We start from the raw sequence: 24132 nt of genomic DNA, 5'->3' as shown, positions 1-24132 counted from the left end.
CCCCGAGCTATCGGGCGCTCACCCACCGTTGCGCCGGCGAGCCGTCGCGGGCCTTGGCGACGATGTCCGCGCCCGGCTCCTCCGCGGGGGCGGCGAGGGCGAGCCGCTCGTCCCAGCGGGGCAGCAACTCGCCCTGCACGGTGAGGTCGTAGCGCACGTCCGCGCCCCGCTTGTCCTTCTCGGCGGCGCACTTGCCGAGGACGGCCACGCCGGCGTCCACGTGCGAGTCCAGGCACAGGCCGGGGTCGGCGGCGCTGCGCAGCAGACCGTCCTTGTCGAACGACCACTGCTGGGTGTCGGAGTCCGAGCACGCCGCCAGGTGGGTCCCGGCGCCGGCCTTGACCGTGCCGGTGATGTCGAGGCAGAGGTCGGCGCCCGCATTCCGGAGTCTCGACTGCCCCGGAACCGTGGGGAGTCGGGTCGCTCCGGGTGACGACTGGGAGCCGATGCCCGGCGCCGTGCCGCCGCCCGCACTGGTGGAGGCGGCCGGGTCGACGCCGTCGTCGTGGGACCACAGGCCGGCCGCGACCAGAGCGGCGATCAGCCCGGCGGAGACGACACCCACCCCGGTCAGCAGCGCCCGCGAGTTCCGCGGCCCGCCCGACGGCCGGCGTCCGGGCAGCGGGATGCGGGGCAGGATGCGCGGACGCCCGCTGCCGTGCCGGGCGGAGCCGCTCGCGCGCGTTTCCCGCGGCGCACGCCCGGGACGGGAGTCCAGGTAGCGGCGGGCGCCCCAGCCGAGCACCGCCTCGGCGAGGAGTACCCCCAACCCGCCCTCGAAATGACTGAGTTGTTCAGCGGCGGAACGGCAGTAACGGCACTCCGCCAGATGCTGCTGGACATCCGGCAGCAGAGCCCCGCCCCGGCGAATCGGAACGTCGAGGAGACGGTTGTAGAACCGGCAATCCTTGCTCGGCGCGAGTTCCCGATGGGCATGTACACAACCCTCGCGGAATTTATCACGCGCCTGTTCGAGTGCCGCCGACGCGGTGTCGGTATCCATGCCGAGCAGACCGGCGGGAACGGTTATGGACTCCGCTTCGACCTCGGTGTGCCAGAGCAAGCACCGGGAGAGTCCGGGAAGGGCCTGGAAAGACCGTTCGGCGAGCCTGCGGTTTTCTGGGGTCATGGACTTCGCCGTCCGTATACCGCGGCCTCCGGAGGGGTTCTGCAACTCCGGCAGAACACTGGATATCCGGTCCTCGGCGGACCACACGCGGACCGTCTCGCGTACGGCCACCAGAATCCGGGGCCGCAGCGCGAGCGCGGCCTCGCCCAGCGCCAGCCGGTCCAGGACCTGGTGGAAGGCGGACGCCGTCACCATGGAGGCGAGGTCGGCCGGGGAGGCCAGGCAGATCGCCGCGTAGTCGCGGGCGGGCTGCCAGTGCCGCGCCATCAGCAGCGCGACGGATTGGGCGACCTCGCCGTCGGGACGGCCCCTGAGCCGGGTGGCGAGGTTCTCGTCGGATTCTCCGGGAGCACCGCCGGGGGGCGGGTAAGGGGGACGAGGTGGGTGGGGGGTGGGCACTGAGCGGATTCCTTCCCACACGCATGGGACACACGGGAGGGCGTGAATTCAGGTAGGTCCGTCCGGCCCGGTTTTCCGATTGGCCGATCGACACCCGGCCATTGCACCCCCCGCACGGGTAGTTCACCCTTGCACAACGCACTCATGACCAACAAGGCACTTGGGCAACATCTGCCTCTTTGAAAGGCCGTCAGAAACGGCGACAACTCGCCTTGCACGCACGAGCTTTCGTCTTTCCATGCGCCCCGTGTGAAACAGGCGCACGCGCCGGAGCACCGCGCACGCTCCCGGCGCGCACCACCCCGTAGTGCACTGGGTAGCGGCCCTTCTCGGAGGCCCTGCGCAGGACGGCGGCTCTCCTGCGCCGCACGGGCCGCCGGCCTTGTTCCTCCCGCCCTCGGTCGGCGGCCCCGGGGGCGGGTCGTCAAGACCTCGGTCGGCGGCCCTCAGATCTGCCAGGAGCGCAGCCGGTCGGCCGCGCCGTAGACATCGGCCTTCCCTGAGATCAGATCGCGGGCGAGGTCGACGAGGGCGCCGTAGGGCGGGTCGATGCCCACGTCGCTGACGAACATGTACGCCACGGCTGTCGCGCAGGCGAAGCGGGCGTTGGCCGAGGGCAGCGGCTTGAGCAGGGCGAGGGTGTGCAGCAGTGCAGCGGCCCGCCAGGCAGGGTCGGAGTCCACGCCGAGGCGGGGCGGGTCCACGCGGTGGCGGGCGACGGCGGCGACCAGCGCGGAGAAGTCGTTGATGGTGGGCTGGTCCGGCAGGACCTCTTCATGGCGCTGAAGCAGCCAGGGCACGTCGATATGGATGACGGGTGCCATCGGTCAGGCGACCCGCCCCTCGCCGGCGTGGGCGGGTTCGTCGTCGGGGAAGGCGGCGGCGAACTCGTCGGCGTGGGAGGCGAAGAAGCGGCGGAACGCCTCCGCGCCCTCCTGCAGCGCGCGGTGCCGGGCTATGTCCGCCGCGGCCGCCTCGCGCACAAGGGCCTTCATCGACGTACCGCGCTCCTTGGCGATCTGCCGCAGGTCCTCTAGTTCGCGGTCGCTGAACTCGACATTCAGGGCTGGCATGCCTTCACGGTACCGCCGAGGTACTCACTCGTAAATAGCCGCTGGTCACAGCAGCTTTTCTCCGGTACCTCCAGGTCTCGGGACCCGACTGAGGGCCATGTCCGTTTCCCGCCGGTTCCCGGCGGCGCGGCGCAGCAGACTGAAGCCATGACGACGTACACGAAGATCGACAGTCCGGTGGGTGAGCTGTTGCTGGTGGGCGAGGGCACGACCCTCACCTCCCTGTCCCTGCCGGGGCAGCGCAACGCGCCCGTCGTCGGTGCCGACTGGCGGCGCGACGACGGGGCGTTCGGGGAGGCCGCCCGACAGCTCTCCGCCTACTTCACGGGCCGGCTCCCCCGCTTCGACCTGAGCCTCGCCCCCGCGGGGACCGGCTTCCAGCAGCGGGTGTGGCGGGCGCTCGACGAGATCCCGTACGGCACCACGACGACGTACGGGGAGCTGGCCGCCCGGCTCGGTGTACCGCGGAGCGAGATCCGTGCCGTGGGCGCCGCGATCGGCGCGAATCCGCTGCTGATCGTCCGCCCCTGCCACCGTGTGGTCGGCGCCGACGGTTCGATGCGCGGGTACGCGGGCGGCGTGGAGAAGAAGGTGCGGCTGCTCACCCTCGAGGGTGCGCTGCAGCCGATGCTGGGGTGACGGGAGGAGATGTCGTGACGCTCACCGAGGCTCAGGCCCGCACACGGGTCGCCGGCACCGAATGGGCGGCCGTCGCCGCCGAGTTGGACGTCCATGGCAGCGCCCAGACGGGGCCGCTGCTGACGCCCGCCGAGTGCCGCGACCTGGCCGCGCTGTACGAGAAGCCGGAGCTGTTCAGGACCACGGTCGACATGGCACGGCACCGCTTCGGTTCCGGCGAGTACCGCTACTTCACCCACGACCTGCCGGCCCCGGTGGCCGCCCTGCGGGCCGCCCTCTACCCGCGGCTGCTGCCGATCGCGCGGGACTGGGCGGCCCGCCTCGACCGTCCGGCTCCGTGGCCCGACGCCCTCGACGAGTGGCTGGAGGCCTGTCACGCGGCCGGACAGGACCGCTCGGCGCAGATCCTGCTGCGCTACACCGAGGGCGACTGGAACGCCCTGCACCGTGATGTGTTCGGCGAGAAGATCTTCCCGCTCCAGGTGGTCGTCGGCCTCGACGAGTACGGCAGCGACTACACCGGCGGCGAGTTCCTGATGGTCGAGCAGCGGCCGCGGGCCCAGTCCCGGGGCACCGCGGCCGCGCTCCGGCAGGGCCATGGGCTGGTCTTCACCACCCGGGACCGACCGGTGCGCACCAAACGTGGCTGGTCGGCCGGAGCGATGCGGCACGGCGTGAGCACCGTCCGCTCAGGCCGGCGCCATGCACTGGGCATCGTCTTCCACGACGCGTGAGCGCTCCGCCCGATGTGCGGCTCGGGCAGCCCTGGGCCTCGCGGATGCGATGCTGAGACGTAGGTCACATCACTGCCGTTCCATGTCACATTCGGCCCCCTCCCGGCCCTCGAAGTAGTGAGCGCGGCACCGGGGAGGCCCACACATGACGCACAGCACCGGAAGACCAGTCGCCGACGAGGCGACCGATGTCTTCGTGAACCATCGGGAGCTGTTGTTCAGCCTCGTCTACAACATGCTGGGCAGCGTCGCCGACACCGAGGACGTGCTGCAGGAGACCTGGCTGGCGTGGTCCGGTCGGGGTGTCGGCGGGATCGCCGACCCGCGCGCCTATCTGGTCCGGATCGCCGTCAACCAGGCCTTGCGGCGGCAGGCCGTGATCGCCCGCCGCCGCGAGACGTATGTCGGCCCGTGGCTGCCCGAGCCCCTGGTCGCCGACGACGCGGGCGCCGACGACCCGGTCCTGCGGGGCGAGTCGGTGTCCCTGGCGATGCTGGTGGTCCTGGAGGCGCTGACCCCGCTGGAACGCGCGGTGTTCGTCCTGGGCGAGGTCTTCGGCTACGCCCACACCGAGATCGCCGACGTCATCGGCCGCAGCCCGGCGGCCGTACGGCAGCTGGCGCATCGCGCCCGGGACCATGTGCTCGCCCGCCGGCCGCGCTACCGGGCGCATCCGCGCGTCCGGCAGGAGGCGACCGAGCGGTTCGTGCGGGCCGCGCTCGGCGGGGACATCGCCGAGCTGATGGAGATCCTGGCGCCGGACGTCACGGTGTGGACGGACGGCGGCGGCAATCGCAGGCCGGCGGGGCTGCGCCCGGTGCACGGCCGGGACAAGGCGGTCCGCCTGATCACCTCGTACGCGGCGCGGCGCGGCGCCCAGCGGCTCGACCTGCGCTACCGCCGGGTCAACGGCGACGACGCCGCGGTGCTGTTCGAGGGAGACTCGCCGTACGCCGTGATGGTCATGGACCTCACGCCCGAGGGCGACCGGGTGAACGGCGTCTACATCGTCAGCAACCCCGACAAGCTCACGCACGTGCACAGGGACGACGACGAGGAGGACGAGTGACCGCCACCGAGACAGCGGGCCGGGGCGAGCGCGTCGCCGACTGGCTCGACGGACGCCTCGGCATCCACTCGCTGGGCAGGAAGTACCTGCGCAAGGTGTTCCCCGACCACTGGTCGTTCCTGCTCGGCGAGATCTGCCTGTACAGCTTCGTCGTGCTGGTCCTGACCGGCGTGTATCTCACCCTGTTCTTCCATCCGTCGATGAACGAGGTGACGTACCACGGCAGTTATGTCCCGCTCAACGGCGTGCGGATGTCCGAGGCGTACGCCTCCACGCTGCACATCAGCTTCGACGTGCGGGGCGGGCTGCTGATCCGGCAGTTGCACCACTGGGCGGCGCTGGTGTTCGTCGCCGGGATGCTGACGCACATGATGCGGCACTTCTTCACGGGTTCGTTCCGCAAGCCCCGTGAGGTCAACTGGCTGTTCGGCTGGCTGCTGTTGATCCTCGGCCTGTTCGAGGGCCTGTTCGGCTACTCGCTGCCGGACGACCTGCTGTCGGGCACCGGCCTGCGCTTCGTCAACGGCGCGCTGCTGTCGGTGCCGGTCGTCGGGACGTATCTGTCGATGTTCCTGTTCGGCGGCGAGTTCCCGGGCCACGACATCGTGGCCCGCTTCTACTCGCTGCACATCCTGCTGATCCCCGGCATCATGGCCGCGCTCGTCGTGGCGCACCTCATCCTGGTCGTGTACCACAAGCACACGCAGTTCGCGGGCCCGGGCCGCACCGAACGCAACGTCGTCGGAACGCCGTTCATGCCGGTGTACCTGGCGAAGGCGGGCGGCTTCTTCTTCCTGGTCTTCGGCGCGCTGGCGATCGTCGCGGCGGTGGCGACGATCAACCCGGTCTGGGTGTACGGCCCCTTCCGCCCCGACCAGGTCTCCACGGGCGCGCAGCCCGACTGGTACCTGGGCTTCGCGGAGGGCCTGGTCCGGGTGATGCCGGGCTGGGAGATCACTCTGTGGGGTCACACGCTGGTGCTCGGCGTGCTGATACCGGTCGTGGTCTTCCCGCTGCTCCTCGTCCTCATCGGGATCTACCCGTTCCTGGAGGCGCGGGCGACCGGCGACAAACGCGAGCACCACCTCCTGGACCGCCCGCGCAACCGCCCGGTCCGCACCGCGATCGGCGCGGCCTGGATCAGCCTGTATCTGATCCTGCTGGCGGGTGGCGGCAACGACATCGTGGCCACCCGTCTGCACCTGTCGATCAACACGGTCACCTGGACGGTCCGCGGGGCGGTGTTCGTCCTCCCGGTGGTCGTCTTCGTCGTCACCCGCCGCATCTGTCTGGGCCTGCAACTGCGGGACGCGGAGCTGGTGCTGCACGGCCGGGAGACCGGTGTGATCAAGCGGCTGCCGCACGGCGAGTACGTCGAGGTGCACCAGCCGCTCGATCAGGCCGAGCTGCACACCCTCACCGCCCACCGGCAGCAGGGCGAACTCGTGGAACACGAGCCGCGGCCCGAGCTCGTGGAGCGCGAGCCGCAGCCCTGACGGGTCTCAGCCCTGGTCCGCCACGAACGACGCCATCCGGGCCAGGGCCGCGTTCCAGTTGATGGCCGTCTCGTTGGTCGACCAGGACTGGATGTCGTCGATGTAGCAGAACTGCCCGACACAGCCCTGGAGCTTGCTCTGTGCGTAGGGATCCTGGATGGACGAGTTCGGCCCGCCCGCCAGGGTTCCGCGCGGCGGGTTCGGGAGCTTCGGGTCGAGCTCGTGGGCGTACCAACGGCTGTGCTGGTTGTGGGAGTTGACCTCGCCGTAGCCGGTGACGTACGAGATGTTCAGCGCGTTGCGGCCCAGGATGTAGTCCATGGTCTGCACCGCGCCGTCCCGGTACTTCGAGGCTCCGGTGATGTCGTACGCCGTCGCCAGGACCACCCCGTTGTTGAGGATCTGGTGGCTGGAGCCCCAGTCGTAGACGTTGTCGTCGGGCGCGTAGGGCATGCCGTACGGCTGTGACTTCAACGTGGCCAGGTAGCGTTCGGCGCCCTTGACGACGGACTGGCGGATCTTGTCCCGGCCCGGCAGTTTGCTGGGCACGGTCGCCAGGTCGAGGCGGCCCGCTGCCGCGGTCCTTCCCCAGTCGAAGCCGAGCGGGCCGAAGATGTCGGCGGTGTTCAGCGGGGAGTTGCGCACGTAGTCGGCGAACTCCTTCTCGCCGGTGGTGAGATACAGCTCCGCCGCCGCCCAGTAGAACTCGTCCGTCGCATTGGTGTCGTCGTAGGCGCCACCTCCGGTGCCGTCACTGGCGGAGGCGTACATGGTCGGGTGCGCGAGCGCCGCCGACCAGGCCTTGCGGGCCGCCGTGAGGGCCTTCGCCGCGAAGGCGCGGTCGTAGGGGCGGTAGAGGCGGGCCGCCTGGGCTGCCGTCGCCGCCAGGTTGAGGGTCGCCTGGGTGGACGGCGGGTGCAGTTCGCGCTTCTGCGGGTCGTCACTGGGCAGCAGGGGCAGTCCCGTCCACTGCGCGTCATGGATCTTGTGATGGGCCATGCCGGCGAGCGGCTGCCCGTCGGGCACCTGCATCTTCAGCAGGAACTCCAGCTCCCAGCGGGCCTCGTCGAGGATGTCGGGCACCTTGTTCGCGCTCTCCGGGATGGCGAGGCTGCCGTCCCGCAGCTTCCCCGGCTCCCCCGTGCGGGCCAGCTTTTCGCGTTCGTAGGTGCTCAGCAGCTCCCAGGTGGCGATGCCGCCGTTGACGACGTACTTGCCGTGGTCACCGGCGTCGTACCAGCCGCCGGTGACGTCCAGCGTGTAGTCGCACACGCCGGGCTGGCAGGGCACGTGGGCGTCGCCCTGGTTCGGCGCCACGTCGAGGTGCCCGGCGGCCCGGCCGTAGCCGGGACGCAGGTCGTCGCGGATCGCGATGCCGCTGCGTTGCGTGTAGTAGTACTTCACCGAGTCGAGGCGCAGTTGCTCGTAGGCGCCGCTGCCGATGTCGAAGGGGCGGCTGGTCTCCCCGTCGGCGACCAGCGTGAAGCCCTTGCCCGGCCTGCGGTAGTCGCCGAAGTCGATCGAGTGGACGTTCTGCCCGGAGGAGACGTCGACCCCGCGCGGCACGGTCCAGCCGTGGTCGACCGTCACACCGTCGGCGTCCTTCAGCTGCCAGGGCAGTTTCGCGGTGGCATCGGTGACCAGGGTGGCGTCCTTGGGGCCGGAGGGCAGATAGCCGACCTGGTTGACACGGACCCGCGGTCCGGTGTCCGGCTGGTACACCTCGGGCGGGACACCGCCGAGCAGCGATATGTCGTCCATGCAGAACCGCCAGGCGTCCGCGCTGCCACCGGCCTGGAAGGCGACCTGGCCCTGGGTGGTGTCGACGGGTGAGGTGAAGGTGTACGCGTAGGTGTCGCCGGAGACGCTCAGCTGCGGGCTCACCTCGAAGTAGGTGTCGTACGGCGTTACTTGGAGCCCCACGACCGCCCGCACCACGTGTCCTGCGGGCGAACCGGTCGCTTTGAAGCTGAACTTGTACGTCTCTCCCTTCTTCAGGGTCACGTCGTTCTGCCCGACGGCGGCGTCCCAGCGGTTGGTGGTGCCGGCCGGCACATCCGCGCAGAGCTGTCCGCCGGACACGCCTGCGGTGACGTTGGTGGTGGCCCACCAGGGGTCGACGGTGGTGTCGAAGGTGCCGTTCTTGAGCTGCTCGACCGGGTCGGCGGCGGCCGGAGCGGCCGGCACCCCGGTCAGCGCCGTCCCCAACAGGGCCGTCAGGGTCAGCAGAAGGGTTCTGCGTCGTTTCACGTCTGGGCTCCTCGGGCGGAGGTACGGGTGACGCTCGCCGGACCCAACAGGGTGGGAGCGCTCCCAGATGCGGACGCAGCTCATGTTTGTTTGCGCCATGACATTCCGTCAACGGTCCGGACGGGACTGGTTTCCCGCCCGGACCGCTCCGGCCGCTCAGCCGCCCGGTGCGTCCAACTTGCTGATCCGCAGGGCCCCGAGGAGTTCGCTCGGATGAGCGCTGGTCAGCGTGAGCCGCAGACGGGAGCCACGTACCGCGTCGAAGCTGAGGACGGTGGGCTCGTCCGAGGCGGTGGCCCAGTCGACCGCCGTCCCGGTGACGGGCGCGTACCGGCGGCCGTCCCACACGGCCGCCTCGATCGACGCGGGCAGGCTGTGTGTCGCGTCAACCGTGAAGGAGACCTCCACCCGGTCGAAGGTCCGGGCCCGCCCGTAGTCCACCGAGACCCAGTCCCTTTCCCGCGCGCCGTTGAAGGCGGGCAGCAGGGCCGTGGCCGCCTTGGTGAAGGCGTTGGACCAGCCGGTGGCCGCGTCGCCGTCGAGCATCGCGGCGGGCAGGGTGTCCGGGCGGCCGGAGTAACTGGCGTCCGCATACGGGTAGTTCGGGGGCGCCGGGTGCTCAGGCCCGAAGGCGGCCGCCGGGGTGGTCGCGGCCGACCGGGCGGGCGTGGTGCGCGCGGTGGCCGTTCCCGTCCGCAGGCCCTCCGCGCGTGCGGTCACCTTCAGGGTGCCGGCCTTGGTGCCGGCGCGGACGATCGCAAGGGCCTTGCCGTGGAAGGCGGTACGGGTGGTGGCCTGGTAGCGCTCGGCGCTCTCCTCCCGGCCGTTGTCGAGCCCGGCGAGGGATCCGCCCGTCACCTCGAAGGTGATCAGATGCTCGGCGTCGGGCACCACCACCCCGCGGGCGTCGACGACGTCCGCGGTCACGAAGGCCAGGGAACGCCCGTCCGCGGCGAGGGACTTGCGGTCCACCGTGAGCCGTACGGCATGCGGTTCGCCCGCCGTGCGCAGCACATCGGTGGCGACCACCTTGCCGTCCCTGCGGGCCACCGCCTTCAACTCGCCCGGCTGGAACGGCACTTTCCAGGTCAGGTGCAGCTTGCCGGCGCTGCCGTTCGGGCTGGTGTAACTGCCGGGGTAGGGGCCGGTGGTGAAGGTCTTGTCGTCGCCGGTGGCCTCCGTGGTCTCCAGATACGTACGGCCGTCCGTGGTCCTCTTCGTGTCGAAGGTGCGGGTGCCGAGGGACTTTCCGTTGAGGTACAGCTCCACGGTGTCGACGTTGGAGTAGGCCCACACCTCGACCGTGTCGCCCGGCTCGTGGTTCCAGCTCATGGGCAGCAGATGGACCATGGGCTCGCTGGTCCACTGGCTCCGGAACAGGTAGTACATGTCCTTGGGGAAGCCGGCCGTGTCGACCGCGCCGAAGAAGGACGCCTTGACCGGGAACACGTCGTACGGGGTCGGCTCGCCGATGTAGTCGATGCCGGACCACAGGAACTGCCCGGCGAACCACTTGCGGTCCCGGTCCTTCTTGTGGCCGTACTCGCCGCTCATGGTCCATGAGGCCAGGTTGTTGTCGTAGGAGGAGACCTCGCGTCGGCCGGGTGTGTGGTTCTCGCCGGTGTTGAGGTGCTCCGGCTCCTGGTAGGAGCCGCGGGTCGAGGTCTCCGAGGAGGACTCCGACTCGAAGAGGAACAGCCTGGGATACTTGGCGTGCAGGGCGTCGACCGACTTGGCGGTGTTGTAGTTGAGGCCGAGGCCGTCCAGCTTGGCGAGCATGAGGTCGGCGGCGGAGCCGGTGGCGGGCACGCCGTGGTACTTGTTCGAGCCGATGACGACCGGCCGGGTGCCGTCCGCCGCCTTGATGGCACCGATGATCCTGTCCGCCATGGCGAGTCCGGCGGTGGAGGTGGAGTCGGGTATCTCGTTGCCGATGGACCACAGCACCACGGCGGGCGAGTTGCGGGCCGCGAGGACCATCTCGGTGGCGTCCTTCTCGCACCACTCGTCGAAGAAGCGGCCGTAGTCGTACTTCGTCTTGCCGGTCCGCCAGCAGTCGAAGGCCTCCACCATCATCACGATGCCCAGTTCCTCACAGACCTGGATCATCTGCGGCGAGGGCGGGTTGTGCGAGGTGCGGAAGGCGTTGACCCCCATCGACTTCATGAGGGTCATCTGCCGGCGCACGGCGTCGATGCTGATCGCGGCTCCGAGGGCACCCTGGTCGTGGTGCAGGTCGACGCCCTTGATCTTGGTGTGGGTGCCGTTGAGGGAGAAGCCCTCGTCGGGGTCGAAGCGGTAGGTGCGGATACCGAAGGGGGTGCGATAGGTGTCGACGGTCCGGCCGCCGACGCGCAGTTCGGTCTCCAGGGTGTAGCGGTGCGGGGCCTCGATGTCCCACAACTTGGGCCGGGGAACGGTGAGTTCGTGGGTCTCGGCCGCCCTGTCGGTGACCGCGACCGTGGTGGCCGCGCGGGCCACCGTACGGCCGTCGGGGTCCTTGACCGTCGAGCGGATCTCGACCTGGCTCGCGGCGCCCGACTCGTTCACCACCGAGGTCCGTACGCGTACGAGGGCCCGCTCGCCGGTGATGTCCGGCGTGGTGACGTAGGTGCCCCAGCGCTCGACGTGCACCGGCTCGGTGACGACCAGGCGGGCCTCGCGGTAGATGCCGCTGCCCGAGTACCAGCGGCTGCTGGGGAGCTGGTTCTGCACCTTGACGGCGATCACGTTCTCGGTGCTGCCGTCGGTGTGCAGCAGATCGGTCAGGTCGAAGGCGAAGCCGGTGTAGCCGTAGGGGTGCCGGCCGGCCTGGGTGCCGTTGCAGTAGACGTAGGAGTCCATGTAGGCGCCGTCGAACTCCACCGAGATCCGCTTGCCGGCGAAGGCGGGCGGCAGGGTGAAGGCGAGGCGGTACCAGCCGAGGCCACCGGGGAAGAAGCCGGTGCCGCTGGTGGTGCCGTGCTCGGTGGTCGGGGTCTGCTCGATGCTCCAGTCGTGCGGCACCGCCACCTCGCGCCAGCCCGAGTCGTCGTAGCCGGGGTCGGCGGCCTGTGCGTAGGCGCCGCTCGGATCGGTGATCCCGTCAGGGTTGACCAGCGCGAAACGCCAGCCGTCGCGCAGGGCGACGGTGCGGCGGCCGGTGCCGCCCGCGGCCGCCTCGGCGGCCCGGGCCACCGGGGTGGCAAGAAGCGCTCCGGCGGCCGGCGCGGCGGCGGAGGCGAGCAGAACCGATCTCCGAGTCACTGTCATGGCGGCTCCCCTTCATCAGGGCCCAGAAGTACTCACAACTGATCGCGAACAAACAGATTCTGACGGGACGCCACACAGAGCCGTCAAGGGTGCGGGAACGCTCTTCTGCCCCACGCGTCACAACGGCCGGAATTGCCCCTTGACCGGGGCCGCCGCGCCCCCAAGGGGGTTCCCGTCCGTGGCGCTCGGCGACGGACTAGGCTGGAACTCAAGTGACCCGGCGGTTCACTGTGAGTGTTCGCGATGGAGTGGCGACGATGAGCCCGGAGTATCCGTTCGACGAGGCCGCGACGGCGCGGGCTGTCATCGATGAATCCGGCACGCTCGTCGAGTGGAACGCGGGTGCGGAACGGCTGCTGGGCTGGCCGGTCGACGAGGTCGTGGGCCATCCCGGCCGGAACCTGCTGGTCGACAAGGATGTCCTCGCGCCCGGCGGGGCCCGCTGGCACGGCACGGTCGCACTGCGCCACCGCGACGGCCACGAGGTGTCCGTCTGGCTGCTCGCCCACCATCGTCCGTCGCAGGACGACACGCCCGGCCGGTGGCTCCTCTTCAGCCCGCTGGACGGCGACGCCCCGCACTCCCCCGACGACCCGCTGGCCCAGGCGGCGCTCACCCAGTCGCCCTGCGCGGTCGCCGTGTACGACGAGCGGCTGAGGCTGAGAAGGGTCAACGACGCCATGGTCGGCGTGATCGGCCTGCCCGAGGAGCGCATGCGGGGGCTTCGCCTCGCCGAGATCGGCGGCAAGCCGCAGAGCGAGGAGCTCGAGGAGCACATGGTGCACGTGCTCACCACCGGGCGCCCGCTGGACGTCCAGACGTACATGCGCACCGGCGGCGAGGACCGCGCACACGCCTGGCTGGCCCGGATGGCGCCGGTCACGGACGCCGAGGGGCGGGTGCGGGGCGTGTGCCTGGCCGCGCACGACTTCACCGACAACTACCTCGCGCGGGAGCGGCTGCAACTGGTCAACGAGGCGAGTGTGCGCATCGGCTCCACGCTTGACGTCACCCGTACGACGCAGGAGCTGGCGGACGTTCTCGTGCCCGCCCTCGCCGACCTGGTCAGCGTCGACCTCCTGGACCTCCAGGAACACGGCGGCGAGCCCCCGCGCAGGCTGACCGCCCCCGTCGGACTGCGCCGCGCCGCACACCTCTCGGTCAATCCCGGCACGCCCGAGGCCGTCCTGCAGCCCGGGGAGCTGGAGCACTACCCCGCGGGCTCGCCCCAGGCCGACTCGTTGATCGCGGGCCGCACGATCGTCGCGTCCGTCTCCTCGGGCGCCCTCGACCAGTGGCTCAGCTGGCACAAGACTCGCGCCGAGCGGGTCAAGGAGTACGGCATCCACTCCACGATGTCCGTGCCGATCCAGGCCCGCGGCCAGACCCTCGGGGTCGCGGTCCTCACCCGGTTCCGGCGGCCGGACCCCTTCTCCGCGGACGACGTGCTGCTGGCGGAGGAGATCACGACACGGGCCGCCGTCTGCATCGACAACGCCCGCCGCTTCTCCCGCGAACGGGAGACCGCCCTCGCCCTGCAGCGCAGCCTGCTGCCCCGCTCACTGCCCCGCACGGCCGCCGTGGATGCCGCCTCCCGCTATCTGCCCGCGGCCCGGGCGGGTGTGGGCGGTGACTGGTTCGACGTGATCCCGCTGTCCGGGATGCGGGTCGCCATGGTCGTCGGGGACGTCGTCGGGCACGGCATCCAGGCCTCGGCCACCATGGGCCGGCTGCGCACCGCCGTGCGCACCCTCGCCGACATAGACCTCGCCCCCGACGAGTTGCTCACGCATCTGGACGATCTGGTCGTCCGGCTGTCCGCGGAGGCCGGCAACGACGGCAGCCCCGGCGAGGTGGGCGCCACCTGTCTGTACGCGGTCTACGACCCGGTGTCGCGGCGCTGCACCCTGGCCCGGGCCGGACACCCGCCGCCGGTCGTGGTCCCGCCGGGCGGCGTTCCGCAGCAGGTGGAGCTTCCGGCCGGGCCACCGCTTGGCCTCGGCGGGCTGCCGTTCGAGTCGGCCGAGCTGGAGCTGCGTGAGGGCAGCGTGCTGTCGTTCTACACGGACGGGCTGATCGAGACCCGCGACCGGGACGTCGACGCCAGCCACCGGATGCTGTGCGACGCGCTGGAGACGTACTCCGACTCGCTGGACGAGACCTGCGACCGGGTGCTGCACACTCTGCTGCCCTCGGGCGGCGCTCTGGACGACGTGGCCCTGCTGCTGGCCCGCACCCGCGGACTGCCGTCCTCGCAGGTGGCGACCTGGCACATCCCCGCCGACCCGGCGCTGGTCGCGCCGATCCGCAAGCAGGTCGTCGAGCAGCTGGACGGCTGGGGGCTGCAGGAGGCGGCGTTCACCGCCGAGCTGGTGGTGAGCGAGCTCGTCACGAACGCGATCCGGTACGGCGCGCACCCCATCCGGCTGCGGCTGATCCACGACGAGGCCACGCTGATCTGCGAGGTGTCGGACACCAGCCACACGGCTCCGCATCTGCGGCGGGCGAAGACGTGGGACGAGGGCGGGCGGGGGCTGCTGCTGGTCGCTCAGCTCACGCAGCGCTGGGGGAGCCGGCACACGGCCGACGGGAAGACCATCTGGGCGGAGATCGGGCTGCTCGACGAGTGACGCTCCGCGGGGCTGCGCGGTGGGGTCGCCTCCCGTCTGCCGGTGCGTTGTGGCTGGTCGCGCAGTTCCCCGCGCCCCTTTGGGGCGCTGCCGAACCGCCGCGCAATCCGCCTGCCCCTGCTCAGGGCTCCTCCGCGAGCCAGGGCCTGACATGTTTGCGGGCCTCGTGGAGGCGGGACTTGAAGGTGCCGAGGGGGATGCCTGCGCGGTCGGCGGCCTCGGCGTAGTCGAGCTGGCAGATGTCCCGGTAGACCAGGGGGTCGACGAGTTGGGGATGTTCGCGCTCCAGGCGTTCCAGGGCCTCCAGCAGGTCGAGGCGGGAGCCGGCGATGACGCTGGTCGTGCGGGGGTCGGTGAGCCGGCCCGCGTCGATCGGGGCCGGTTGTTCGGCCGAGCGCCGCTTGAGTTCGCGGTACTTCTGGCGGCAGCAGTTGGCGACGACCGTGTAGAGCCAGGTGCTGAAGCGGCTGCGGCCCTGGAACGTGGAGATCTTCCGGGCGACCTGGAGCAGGACGTCCTGCGCGGCCTCCTCCGCGTCCTCGCGGCAGGGCAGGAACCGGCCGCAGCGCCGGACGACCTCGGGCCCGATCGCCCGGAGCAGTCCCTCCAGCGCCGCCGGGTCGCCCGCCGCGGCGCTGCGGGCCAGGTCCTCGGTGGGCGCGACCTGAGGCTCTCCTCGGGAACGATCCACGTCCAGGCATGATAGTCGTATGCATTCCGTCGAGCGGATCGGGCGCTACCGCCTCGAACGGCGCCTGGGCACGGGTGCGTTCGGCACGGTCTGGCTGGCCCATGACGACGAGCTCGACGCGCCGGTCGCGGTCAAGGTCCTCGCCGACAACTGGTCCCACCGGCTCGATGTGCGCGAGCGGTTCCTGGCCGAGGCGCGGATGCTGCGGCGGGCGGGTTCGGACCGGGTGGTGCAGGTCTACGACATCGGTGAACTCCCGGACGGGAGGCCGTACTTCGTGATGGAGTACGCGGACGGCGGCACCCTCGCCGAGCTGCCGGCCGGCGGTTCGCTGCCGGTGGCGGAGGCGCTGCGGCTGACGGCGCTGGCCGCCCGTGGTGCGGCGGCGCTGCATGCGGCGGGGATCGTGCACCGGGACATCAAGCCGAGCAATGTGCTGCTGTGCTCCTCCCCCGACGACGGGCCGCGGGTGCTGCTGGCCGACCTGGGGCTCGCCAAGAGTCTGGCGGAGGCGTCCGGGCTCACGCAGGCCGCCGGTTCGGCGGGATACCGGCCGCCCGAGCAGGCCGAACCCGGCGCGGGCATCGACGCCCGGGCCGATGTGTACAGCCTGGGAGCGGTCGCCTACCACCTGGTCACCGGCGCGGTTCCGGGTGAGCCGGGCAGGGTCGTACGGCCCGACCGGCTGCGACCGGATCTGGCCCCTGCCGTCCGGCGGGCCCTGATGCGGGCGCTGGCGCCGGACCGCGGCCGCCGCTGGCCCGATGCCGAGGCCTTCGCGCAGGAGCTGGAACGGCTCGCCGCCTCCCGTCAGCGGCCCCGAGGACACCGGACGGCCCTCGCCCTGACGGGTGCCGTGGCCGTGGTCGCGGCCGCGGGTGTGACGCTGACGCTGGTCGACCGGCAGGCCCCGGCCACCACGGATGTGCGGGTCTCGGACACGACCGGCAGGGTGGTCGCCGTGGTGCCCCGCGGCTGGGACCGGCAGGTGCGCGACTCCGGGTGGGACCCACGGGCGCTCGGCCTGCCTGCCGGGCATGAGCCGGGGTTCGCCGTCGCGGACCGCCTGACCGCATGGCAGGACCTGACGGCCCAGGTCAACGGCGTGCTGGTGGGCCTGAGCGAGCACGGCGACCTCATGGCCGCGGTGAACGCCCTCACCCACCCGGGCTGCCACTACGACGGCGCCCGCGCCCCCACCGGCACCGTGTGGCACGGCAGGGTCCGCACCTGGGACGGCTGCCCGGGCGGCGGGTCGGTCACCGAGGCCGCGCTCGCCCCGGCGGGCGGCAGCGCGCAGACTCGGGTGTACGTACAGATCCGACAGAGCGGCCGAGCGTCGGCGACCGACAGCATCCTCGCCTCCGTACGCGTCGGAAGCTGAGGCGGAACACTCCGGCCGCGCGCGAACTTTTCCGTCCCGGCATGCATCGGACCTGCATGACGGGGCACATCAGCGCCGTACGTACACGCCACGACGTGTGCGAGGTATCTCCGGGAGTGTTGAGGCACATGGCGAAGAAGTCACCCTCCGTCCACCGGGCGGCCCTGCTCGCGAGTGCGGTCGCGGTGCTCGGTCTGCTGACGGCCTGCGGCAGCAGCGGCAACGGCGGCTCGGCGAGCGCTCCGACGACGCTGCCCGGTACGGCCGCGCCCGCCACCGGCGGAGACCACAGCACCGACCCGGCGAGCGCGTCCGCCTCCACGGCGAGCACTGCTCCCGGCGAGGCCACCCTGACCGCGTCGGCGGCGCAGTCCACGCCGGCCGGCACCACGGGAGGCCGTTGCCACACCTCGGAGCTGCGGGCGGCCGTCGGGCAGAACGACCCCGGTGCCGGACAGGAGAACTTCCCGGTCGTCCTGACCAACGCCTCTTCCCGCACCTGCACGGTGCGCGGCTATCCCGGTGCCGCGTTCGTGGACGCGTCCGGGCGGCAGCTGGGCCCGGACCCGAAGCGCTCCTCGGGCAGTCCCACGACGGTGACGCTGGCGCCGGGCAAGAGCGCCTGGGCGGGGCTGACCTTCTCCAACCCGGACGTCAGCGGCGCCCACGCGGCCACCCCCGCCTCGCTCCTGGTGACGCCCCCCGACGAGCGCGACCATCTCACGGTGACCTGGAAGGGCGGCCAGGTCCCCGCCTCCGGCAACGCCTCCTCGGTGTTCCTGACGGTGCTCAGCCCGGGCACCGGTCCCTGAGCTGGCGGGGCCCCGGCTGGACTCTTACCGTGACCTGTTTTCATTGAAGGTCCCGCGCTGATCCACCCTGAAGGACCCTGCCCTGAACACCGCGCTCGCCGAAATACTCTCCGCCGCCCTGCTCGTCGCGGTCCTCGCCTGGGCGGTGCTGCGCCCGAAGGGCCTGCCGGAGGCCGTGCTGGCGGTCCCGGCTGCGGGGATCGTGATCGCCACCGGCGCGATCTCCCTGGACCACGCCCGGGCGGAGGCCGCCAGCCTCGGTCCTGTCATCGGCTTCCTGGCCGCCGTGCTGGTGCTGGCCCACTTCTGTGATGTGGAGGGGCTGTTCCAGGCGTGCGGGGCGTGGATGGCCCAGCGGGCGGCGGGCTCTCCCGAGCGGCTGCTCGCGGCGGTCTTCGTGCTGGCGTCGACGATCACTGCCGTGCTCAGCCTGGACGCCACGGTGGTGCTGCTGACGCCGGTGGTGCTCGCCACCGCCGCCCGGGCCGGCGTGCGGGCCAGACCGCATCTCTACGCGTGCGCCCACCTGTCGAACACGGCCTCGCTGCTGCTGCCCGTCTCCAACCTCACCAACCTGCTGGCCTTCGAGGCGAGCGGGCTGAGCTTCACCCGGTTCGCGGCGCTGATGGCGCTGCCGTGGCTGGTCGCGATCGGCGCCGAGTATCTGGTCTTCCGGCGATTCTTCGACGAGGACCTGGCCGCGTCCGACCACTCCCCCGAACCCGGTGAGCCGCCCGCGCTGCCGCTGTTCGCGCTGGTCACCGTGGGGTGCACGCTGGGCGGCTTCGTCGTGGCCTCCGCGGTCGGCATCGATCCGGCCTGGGTGGCCGCGGCGGGCGCGCTGGTGCTGGCCGGCCGCGCGCTCGTACGGCGCAGGGCGACCCCGCTGTCGGTGGTGCGGGCCTCGTCCCCTGCGTTCCTGGCGTTCGTCCTCGCGCTCGGCATCGTGGTGCGGGCGGTGGTCGACAACGGGCTCGCCGACGCCCTCGGCCATGTGCTGCCCGGCGGCACGGGACTGCTCGCGCTGCTGGGCATCGCCGCGCTGGCCGCCGTGCTGGCGAACCTGATCAACAACCTGCCCGCGGTACTGGTCCTGCTGCCGCTGACCGCCGCCGGCGGGCCCGGTGCGGTGCTGGCCGTGCTGCTCGGGGTGAACATCGGCCCGAACCTGACGTACGCGGGCTCGCTTGCGACGCTGCTGTGGCGGCGCATCGTGCAGCGGCACGGCCAGGAGGTGCAGCTCGGGGAGTTCACCCGGCTCGGGCTGGTCGCCACCCCGGCCGCGCTCGTCGCGGCCGTGGCGGCGCTGTGGCTGTCGCTGCAGGTGGCGGGCTGAGCCTGACGGTCAGTGGTGGCCGCCACCGCCGTAGCCGTAGCCGTTGCCGTATCCGTAGCCGTATCCGGGGCCCGAGCCGTAGCCGCCCCATCCGCAGGCGGACGGGTTGTAGGAGCAGTACGGGTTCGAGGGGTAGGGGCCGGTCGGCGTCGGCCACGCGGTCGAGGGAGCCGCGGACGGCGTGGGGGTGGGGCTCGGTGTCCTCGCGGCCTTGGGCGTGGCCTTCGGGGTGGGCGAGGGGCTGTTGTCCGCGTCCCAGTTGACCACCTGCATCTGCAGGTCGGTCTTGGAGGTGTCGAACACCCAACGCTGGGCGGTGCCGTCGTTGCGGGCCTTGACCACCAGGGCGCCCGAGCCGTCGGTGGCCGCGGGGGTCAGGGACAGGTCCTGGTTCCAGCGCGGCACCAGGGTGCCCTGCAGGGTGAAGTCGTAGCGGATGTTCTTGGCACCCGGCTCGGAGGCGCCCGTGCAGGGGGCGAGCTGCACCGAGTAGCCGAGGTGGGAGTCCAGGCACAGGTCGGGGTCCGTGGCACTGCGCAGCCGGCCGTCGGTCTCGTACGTCCACTGCTGGACGGACGGCGAGGAGCAGTCGGCGAGTTCGGTCTCGGCTCCCTTGACGGCCTTCTTGCCGACGACGGCGACGCACAGCCCGGAGTCGGCGTTGTGCAGCTTGCCGCGCACGGTGCCCTGGGAGCCCGTGCCGGTGCCGACCCACGAGGGGGCCGCGGACGGTGTGCCCGTGCCGCTGCCGGGGGTCTCGGAGGGGTGGTCGCCGTCGGCCTTGGTGGTGCCGTCACCGGAGCCGAGGACGGACCACAGAACCAGCGGGAGGACCACCAGCCCGCTGACCGTCACGACGGCCGCGGCGAGATTGCGGCGGCGGGCGGCCGCGTGCCGGGCGGCCTTGTGGGCGGCACGGCGGGCGGCGGAGCGGCCACCGGGACGGGGGCCGGTGCCCGGCGCGGGGTGGGTGGGGGCGAAGGGCTCGCCCGGCATCGGCGGGAGGGGGATCTCCGGGGGCAGGGCGCTGGACTCCTCGGTCGGCGAGGCCAGCCGGGACTCCACATACGCCCGCGCGCCCCAGCCGAGCACCGCCTCGGCCAGCGCGAGGCCGAGTCCCTGGTTGAACTGCGCCAGCTGGTCGGCGGTGTGGCTGCAGTGTCTGCAGCCGGCCAGGTGGGTGTTCAGGTCGGGGTCGATCTCGACTCCGCCGCGCCGGTAGGTCACGTCCAGCATCCGCAGATAGCGCCGGCACTCCTGCTCGGGGGCGAGTTCGCGGTGGACCTGGAGGCACTCCTCGCGCAGCCGTTCGCGGGCCCGCTCCAGTTCGACGGCGGCGTCCTGCTCCTCGATGCCCAGCAGGCCGGCGGGTGTCCCCAGCGCCTCCGCCTCGACCTCGACATGCCACAGCAGGCAGCGGGCCGACTGGGGCAGCCGCTGGAAGGCCCCGGACAGCAGCCGGCGGTCGGACGGCGGGAGCAGACGGGCCGCGACCCGGTCGCCGTCCTCGGAGGACAGCTCGGGGTGCAGGTGTTCCCGTCGGTGGTCGTTGTCCCACTCCGCGGCGATCCGGCGGACGGTGACGAGGAGTTGGGGCCGCCAGGCGGAGGTCGGCCCGTTCTGCCGCAGGGTTTCGCCGAAGAGCCGCGTGAATGCGGCGGTCGTGAGCATTCCCGCCGAAGCCGGGCCGTCGGTGCACAGCCGGGCATAGGCGAACGCCGCTTCCCAGTGCCGGTCGAGCAGTTCACCGACGGGCTGCAGCGCGGGCGTCGTCCCCGTCCACTTCTTCAGTTCCGCGCTCAGCTGTTCGTCCGTCACGAAGAACCGGCGGTCGGGCGTGGGGGAATTCGACAGGCCCGCGTCTTTCACGGCTGCATTCCTCTCGGGACATGCGTCATAAAGTCCATACCAAAAGGTATGGGTACAGGATTCGGCAGCTCCAACGTCCACCTGGGGAAGCTCTTTTGGAACGCAGGTCGAACGGGAGCCGCCTCGTACACACGGCCGGAAAAAGTATTGTCCGTGCGCCGACAGGGCACACCTTTGCACAGGTCAGGCAGACCTAACAAGAGATCCAGCGGTTTTCTGCCTCGTCGGCCCGCCGATGAAATTTGACGAACGGTCAAGCCTGTCCGCACGGCAATGGGAAAGGAGATTCAGTTGGTCGGCGCGCGGATCGCTCCGCAACCATTGAACAGGCGTTCCACGGCCCATTCCACGGGCCGGACGGAGTGCCACGGTTCACGTCTCAACCATTGAGCCGGCTCTTCGGTAGGCGCCGGGCGGCACTCCGTAGCGTGTGCGGAAGACCCGGTTGAAGTGGAACGGGCTGGCGAACCCCGAGGCGGCGGCCACCCGGTCCACGGACAGGTCGGTGCTCTCCAGGAGCCGGGCGGCATGCCGCAGCCGGGCCTCGCGCAGGGCGCGCATCGGGGACTGGCCCAGTTGCCGGGTGAACAGGTGGGCGAACCGGGAGGGCGACAGGGAGACGCTTTCGGCGAGCGAGCGCACGGTGTGCGGGGCGCCCGGGTCGGCGGCGATCAGCGCCTCGGCGCGGCGCAGCCTGCCGTCGACGCCGGGCGGCGGCGCCGGGGTGCGCGCGGTGGCGGCGGTGAGCAGGACGATCTCCTCCAGGGAGGACAGGGCGAGCTCCCGCGCCGCGGTGCCGTGCGCCACGGCGACCCGGTCGTCCGGCGCGGCCGCGGGTGGTGCCCCGCTGCCGGTCCAGCGGGCGTCGGCGAGCATCCGGCGGAAGGCCTCGTCGACCCGGTCGTGCAGGGCGGTCGGGGTCGGCGTGACGACGAACAGTCCGTCGCCGGTGTCGTACGGCCGCAGCCACGGCGCCCAGGACGGGCGTGCCTGGCAGTGCACCCACCAGAACTGCCAGCTGGGGGAGCCGGGTTCGACCGCGTACTCGTGCCCGACGCCCGGGGCGAGCACCACCAGGTCGCCCGCACCGGCCCGTGCCTCGACCGCGCCCTGGCGCAGCCGGCCGTGCCCGCCCGTGGTCCAGGTGAACAGCCAGCTGTCCGCGCCGCGCGGCCGGTTGACGCCGTAGCCCTCAAGACGGTCGTAGCGGCCGACCACGACAAGACCGGGCGGCGGGGCGGGATCGCCGGGTGCAGCAGTCTCGGGCAATCCGTCAGCGTTCACGGGCATCCTCCTGAAACCCACGGCGACCTAGCGTGATGAGCCGAGGGCACCCGATCGAAGGAGCGGACACATGACAGCCATGGATATCGGCGCCGTCGACGCCCCCATCCTCACCCGGGACGGGCTGAGGCAGTTCGAGGAGGACGGGTTCACGGTCGCACGCGGACTGTTCGGACCCGACGAGATCGACCGGCTCTGTGCGGAGTTCGCGGCGCTGCACGCGGCCGGGCCGGTGCCCGGGCACTTCGAGCCGCGCGCGTCCGCGGATCCGCTCGCGGCCTACCCGCGGGTGATGCACCCGCACGAGATCAGCGGGACGGCGCTGCGCATGCTGCTCGACGCCCGGCTGCGCAGGGCGCTGGAGGCGCTGCTCGGCGAGGAGGTCCTGGCCGCCCAGAGCATGTTCTACTTCAAGCCGCCGGGCGCGCGGGGGCAGGCGCTGCACCAGGACAACTTCTATCTGCGGGTGGAGCCGGGCACCTGTGTGGCGGCCTGGGTGGCCTGTGACGTGATCGGACGGGACAACGGCGGTCTGGAGGTCGTCCCCGGTACGCACCGCATGGATCTGTTCTGCCCGGAGGAGGCGGACGCAGCGGTGTCGTTCGCACGGGAGTACGTTGCGCCACCGCCGGGCCTTGCGACCGTGCCGGTCGACATGGCGCCGGGGGACGTCCTGTTCTTCAACGGCAGCCTGGTGCACGGCTCGCAGCCCAACGGGACCACCGACCGCTTCCGCCGGTCGTTCATCGGCCACTACGTGGGGCGGTCGGCGCAGCGCATCGGTCACTACTACCGCACCCTCACCATGGACGGCGAGCGGGTGGCCCTGGCGCAGAGTGAGGGAGCGGGCCCGTGCGGCACGGAGTTCGCACCGCACGGGCCCCATTAGCCGCCCCTGGCGGATATCAGCTGTGACCGACGACGGGGTGCGGGGAGTAGGGGGCCTCCAGCTCCTCGATCTCCTTGTCGCTGAGCTCTAGTTCGACGGCGGCCACGGCGTCCTCGATGTGGTGCGGCTTGGCGGCGCCGACGATGGGGGCCGCCACCGTGTCCTGGTGCAGCAGCCAGGCCAGGGCGACCTGGGCGCGCGGGACGGCGCGGTCGTTCGCGATGCGGGTGACGGCCTCGACGATGGTGCGGTCGCCCTCCGGGTAGAGGCGGCTGCCGAAGTTGTCGCCCGCGCTGCGCTCGGTCACCGTGCCCCAGTCCCGGGTGAGGCGGCCACGGGCGAGCGGGCTCCAGGGCAGGACGCCGACGCCCTGGTCGGCGCAGAGCGGCAGCATCTCGCGCTCCTCCTCGCGGTAGAGGAGGTTGTAGTGGTTCTGCATGGACACGAACTTGGTCCAGCCGTGCCGCTCGGCCGTGTACTGCATCTTGGAGAACTGCCAGGCGTACATCGAACTCGCCCCGATGTAACGCACCTTGCCCGCCTTCACCAGGTCGTGCAGGGCCTCCATGGTCTCCTCGACCGGGGTGTGCGGGTCGAAGCGGTGGATCTGGTACAGGTCGACGTAGTCGGTGCCGAGCCGGCTCAGGCTGTGGTCGATCTCCGTCATGATCGCCTTGCGGGACAGGCCGGCGCCGTTGGGTCCGGGGCGCATCCGGCCGTGCACCTTCGTCGCCAGCACGATCTCGTCGCGCGCTGCGAAGTCGCGCAGCGCCTTGCCGACGATCTCCTCGCTGGTGCCGTCGGAGTACACGTTGGCCGTGTCGAAGAAGTTGATCCCGGCCTCCAGCGCCTGCCGGATCAGCGGACGCGAGGCCTCCTCGTCGAGCGTCCACTCGTGCACGCCGCGGTCGGGCAGGCCGTAGGTCATACAGCCGAGACAGACCCGCGACACGTCCAGGCCCGTCGAACCGAGCTTCACGTACTGCATCGTTGCTGCTCCTGCCTTCGGGATGGGTACGAAGGGGAGCGTACGGCCTCGCCCGCCCTCGGAGCAGCACACCCCCGGGCGGCCGGGGCCCCGGCCGTTGCTGCCCGCAGGTGACCGCCCGGCGTGGGAGCCGCCGGGCGGTCGGCGCGCTCGCGCATCCTCGGCGCAGGTGACCGGCGCCCGGCCGGTCCTGGCCCCGCGGGAGGAA

At 71.6% G+C, this 24132-nt stretch carries 18 protein-coding genes; 9 read left to right on the top strand and 9 right to left on the bottom strand.

What is annotated here, in order from left to right; translation table 11 throughout:
* Positions 1 to 7: 7 nt before the first annotated feature.
* The 3 genes from ACIBW9_RS27100 to ACIBW9_RS27090 all read right to left on the bottom strand — a co-directional run bounded on the left by ACIBW9_RS27100 (position 8) and on the right by ACIBW9_RS27090 (position 2601).
* Entirely contained in the window at positions 8 to 1528 is a 1521-nt protein-coding gene (locus ACIBW9_RS27100; RefSeq protein ID WP_398959277.1) for an RICIN domain-containing protein, read from the bottom strand.
* 446 nt (positions 1529 to 1974) lie between these two features.
* Complete coding sequence (locus ACIBW9_RS27095; RefSeq protein WP_365838911.1) at positions 1975 to 2352, bottom strand: toxin Doc; 378 nt, start codon at positions 2350 to 2352, stop codon at positions 1975 to 1977.
* 3 nt (positions 2353 to 2355) lie between these two features.
* Positions 2356 to 2601: a hypothetical protein gene (locus tag ACIBW9_RS27090; RefSeq protein WP_030937710.1), complete on the bottom strand. Its 246-nt coding sequence runs from the start codon at positions 2599 to 2601 to the stop codon at positions 2356 to 2358.
* 147 nt (positions 2602 to 2748) lie between these two features.
* Here ACIBW9_RS27090 and ACIBW9_RS27085 point away from each other — a divergent pair, with 147 nt between their 5' ends.
* The 4 genes from ACIBW9_RS27085 (at position 2749) to ACIBW9_RS27070 (ending at position 6539) form a co-directional block, all read left to right on the top strand.
* The gene (locus ACIBW9_RS27085; RefSeq protein WP_398959274.1) at positions 2749 to 3240 is read left to right on the top strand and encodes a methylated-DNA--[protein]-cysteine S-methyltransferase; all 492 of its coding nucleotides are present in this window, start codon (positions 2749 to 2751) and stop codon (positions 3238 to 3240) included.
* Positions 3241 to 3254: 14 nt separating this feature from the next.
* Positions 3255 to 3974: a 2OG-Fe(II) oxygenase gene (locus ACIBW9_RS27080; protein WP_398959272.1), complete on the top strand. Its 720-nt coding sequence runs from the start codon at positions 3255 to 3257 to the stop codon at positions 3972 to 3974.
* Positions 3975 to 4119: 145 nt separating this feature from the next.
* Positions 4120 to 5043 (top strand): RNA polymerase sigma factor SigJ, encoded by a 924-nt coding sequence (sigJ, locus tag ACIBW9_RS27075; protein ID WP_398959270.1) that lies wholly within the window; start codon positions 4120 to 4122, stop codon positions 5041 to 5043.
* On the top strand, positions 5040 to 6539 hold the full coding sequence (locus tag ACIBW9_RS27070; RefSeq protein ID WP_398959268.1) for a cytochrome bc complex cytochrome b subunit: 1500 nt from the start codon (positions 5040 to 5042) through the stop codon (positions 6537 to 6539). The genes sigJ and ACIBW9_RS27070 overlap by 4 nt, the downstream gene beginning before the upstream one ends.
* 6 nt (positions 6540 to 6545) lie before the next feature.
* On the opposite strand, the gene ACIBW9_RS27065 is transcribed toward ACIBW9_RS27070, so the two are convergent.
* Together ACIBW9_RS27065 and ACIBW9_RS27060 are read right to left on the bottom strand one after the other, a co-directional pair.
* A complete protein-coding gene (locus ACIBW9_RS27065; RefSeq protein ID WP_398959266.1) occupies positions 6546 to 8789 on the bottom strand; it encodes a glycoside hydrolase family 9 protein in 2244 nt (747 codons plus the stop codon).
* Between the two features lie 156 nt (positions 8790 to 8945).
* Positions 8946 to 12041: a glycoside hydrolase family 2 TIM barrel-domain containing protein gene (locus ACIBW9_RS27060; RefSeq protein WP_398959264.1), complete on the bottom strand. Its 3096-nt coding sequence runs from the start codon at positions 12039 to 12041 to the stop codon at positions 8946 to 8948.
* Between the two features lie 257 nt (positions 12042 to 12298).
* Between ACIBW9_RS27060 and ACIBW9_RS27055 the strand changes: the two genes are divergently transcribed.
* A complete protein-coding gene (locus ACIBW9_RS27055; protein WP_398959262.1) occupies positions 12299 to 14671 on the top strand; it encodes a SpoIIE family protein phosphatase in 2373 nt (790 codons plus the stop codon).
* A 121-nt stretch (positions 14672 to 14792) separates the two neighbouring features.
* Here ACIBW9_RS27055 and ACIBW9_RS27050 read toward each other — a convergent pair whose 3' ends face one another.
* Positions 14793 to 15362 (bottom strand): RNA polymerase sigma factor, encoded by a 570-nt coding sequence (locus tag ACIBW9_RS27050; protein ID WP_398959260.1) that lies wholly within the window; start codon positions 15360 to 15362, stop codon positions 14793 to 14795.
* A 19-nt stretch (positions 15363 to 15381) separates the two neighbouring features.
* On the opposite strand from ACIBW9_RS27050, the gene ACIBW9_RS27045 reads away from it, so the two are divergent.
* The 3 genes from ACIBW9_RS27045 to ACIBW9_RS27035 all read left to right on the top strand — a co-directional run bounded on the left by ACIBW9_RS27045 (position 15382) and on the right by ACIBW9_RS27035 (position 18894).
* A complete protein-coding gene (locus ACIBW9_RS27045; RefSeq protein ID WP_398959258.1) occupies positions 15382 to 16746 on the top strand; it encodes a serine/threonine-protein kinase in 1365 nt (454 codons plus the stop codon).
* A gap of 128 nt (positions 16747 to 16874) precedes the next feature.
* Complete coding sequence (locus ACIBW9_RS27040) at positions 16875 to 17558, top strand: DUF4232 domain-containing protein (RefSeq protein WP_398959256.1); 684 nt, start codon at positions 16875 to 16877, stop codon at positions 17556 to 17558.
* A gap of 82 nt (positions 17559 to 17640) precedes the next feature.
* Positions 17641 to 18894 (top strand): SLC13 family permease, encoded by a 1254-nt coding sequence (locus tag ACIBW9_RS27035; RefSeq protein WP_398959693.1) that lies wholly within the window; start codon positions 17641 to 17643, stop codon positions 18892 to 18894.
* Between the two features lie 9 nt (positions 18895 to 18903).
* Here the strand turns inward: ACIBW9_RS27035 and ACIBW9_RS27030 are convergent, their stop codons facing one another.
* Together ACIBW9_RS27030 and ACIBW9_RS27025 are read right to left on the bottom strand one after the other, a co-directional pair.
* Complete coding sequence (locus ACIBW9_RS27030) at positions 18904 to 20763, bottom strand: ricin-type beta-trefoil lectin domain protein (protein WP_398959254.1); 1860 nt, start codon at positions 20761 to 20763, stop codon at positions 18904 to 18906.
* A 372-nt stretch (positions 20764 to 21135) separates the two neighbouring features.
* On the bottom strand, positions 21136 to 22053 hold the full coding sequence (locus tag ACIBW9_RS27025) for a helix-turn-helix domain-containing protein (protein WP_398959252.1): 918 nt from the start codon (positions 22051 to 22053) through the stop codon (positions 21136 to 21138).
* Between the two features lie 64 nt (positions 22054 to 22117).
* Here ACIBW9_RS27025 and ACIBW9_RS27020 point away from each other — a divergent pair, with 64 nt between their 5' ends.
* A complete protein-coding gene (locus ACIBW9_RS27020) occupies positions 22118 to 22936 on the top strand; it encodes a phytanoyl-CoA dioxygenase family protein (protein WP_398959250.1) in 819 nt (272 codons plus the stop codon).
* Between the two features lie 16 nt (positions 22937 to 22952).
* On the opposite strand, the gene ACIBW9_RS27015 is transcribed toward ACIBW9_RS27020, so the two are convergent.
* Positions 22953 to 23924, bottom strand: coding sequence for an aldo/keto reductase (locus ACIBW9_RS27015; RefSeq protein WP_398959248.1), 972 nt, complete (start codon positions 23922 to 23924; stop codon positions 22953 to 22955).
* Positions 23925 to 24132: the final 208 nt, after the last annotated feature.

The sequence above is a fragment of the Streptomyces sp. NPDC049541 genome (assembly GCF_044465725.1).
Lineage (GTDB): Bacteria > Actinomycetota > Actinomycetes > Streptomycetales > Streptomycetaceae > Streptomyces.
The sequence above is the reverse complement of the archived record's forward strand: the minus strand, read 5'-3'. Positions and strand labels throughout refer to the sequence as shown.

What these genes read in the sequence shown, in the direction of transcription:
- ACIBW9_RS27095 (WP_365838911.1), bottom strand. Translation starts at nt 2,352, where the DNA reads ATGGCACCCGTCATCCATATCGACGTGCCCTGGCTGCTTCAGCGCCAT.
- ACIBW9_RS27090 (WP_030937710.1), bottom strand. Translation starts at nt 2,601, where the DNA reads ATGCCAGCCCTGAATGTCGAGTTCAGCGACCGCGAACTAGAGGACCTG.
- ACIBW9_RS27085 (WP_398959274.1), top strand. Translation starts at nt 2,749, where the DNA reads ATGACGACGTACACGAAGATCGACAGTCCGGTGGGTGAGCTGTTGCTG.
- sigJ (WP_398959270.1), top strand. Translation starts at nt 4,120, where the DNA reads ATGACGCACAGCACCGGAAGACCAGTCGCCGACGAGGCGACCGATGTC.
- ACIBW9_RS27060 (WP_398959264.1), bottom strand. Translation starts at nt 12,041, where the DNA reads ATGACAGTGACTCGGAGATCGGTTCTGCTCGCCTCCGCCGCCGCGCCG.
- ACIBW9_RS27055 (WP_398959262.1), top strand. Translation starts at nt 12,299, where the DNA reads ATGAGCCCGGAGTATCCGTTCGACGAGGCCGCGACGGCGCGGGCTGTC.
- ACIBW9_RS27045 (WP_398959258.1), top strand. Translation starts at nt 15,382, where the DNA reads ATGCATTCCGTCGAGCGGATCGGGCGCTACCGCCTCGAACGGCGCCTG.
- ACIBW9_RS27040 (WP_398959256.1), top strand. Translation starts at nt 16,875, where the DNA reads ATGGCGAAGAAGTCACCCTCCGTCCACCGGGCGGCCCTGCTCGCGAGT.
- ACIBW9_RS27025 (WP_398959252.1), bottom strand. Translation starts at nt 22,053, where the DNA reads ATGCCCGTGAACGCTGACGGATTGCCCGAGACTGCTGCACCCGGCGAT.
- ACIBW9_RS27020 (WP_398959250.1), top strand. Translation starts at nt 22,118, where the DNA reads ATGACAGCCATGGATATCGGCGCCGTCGACGCCCCCATCCTCACCCGG.
- ACIBW9_RS27015 (WP_398959248.1), bottom strand. Translation starts at nt 23,924, where the DNA reads ATGCAGTACGTGAAGCTCGGTTCGACGGGCCTGGACGTGTCGCGGGTC.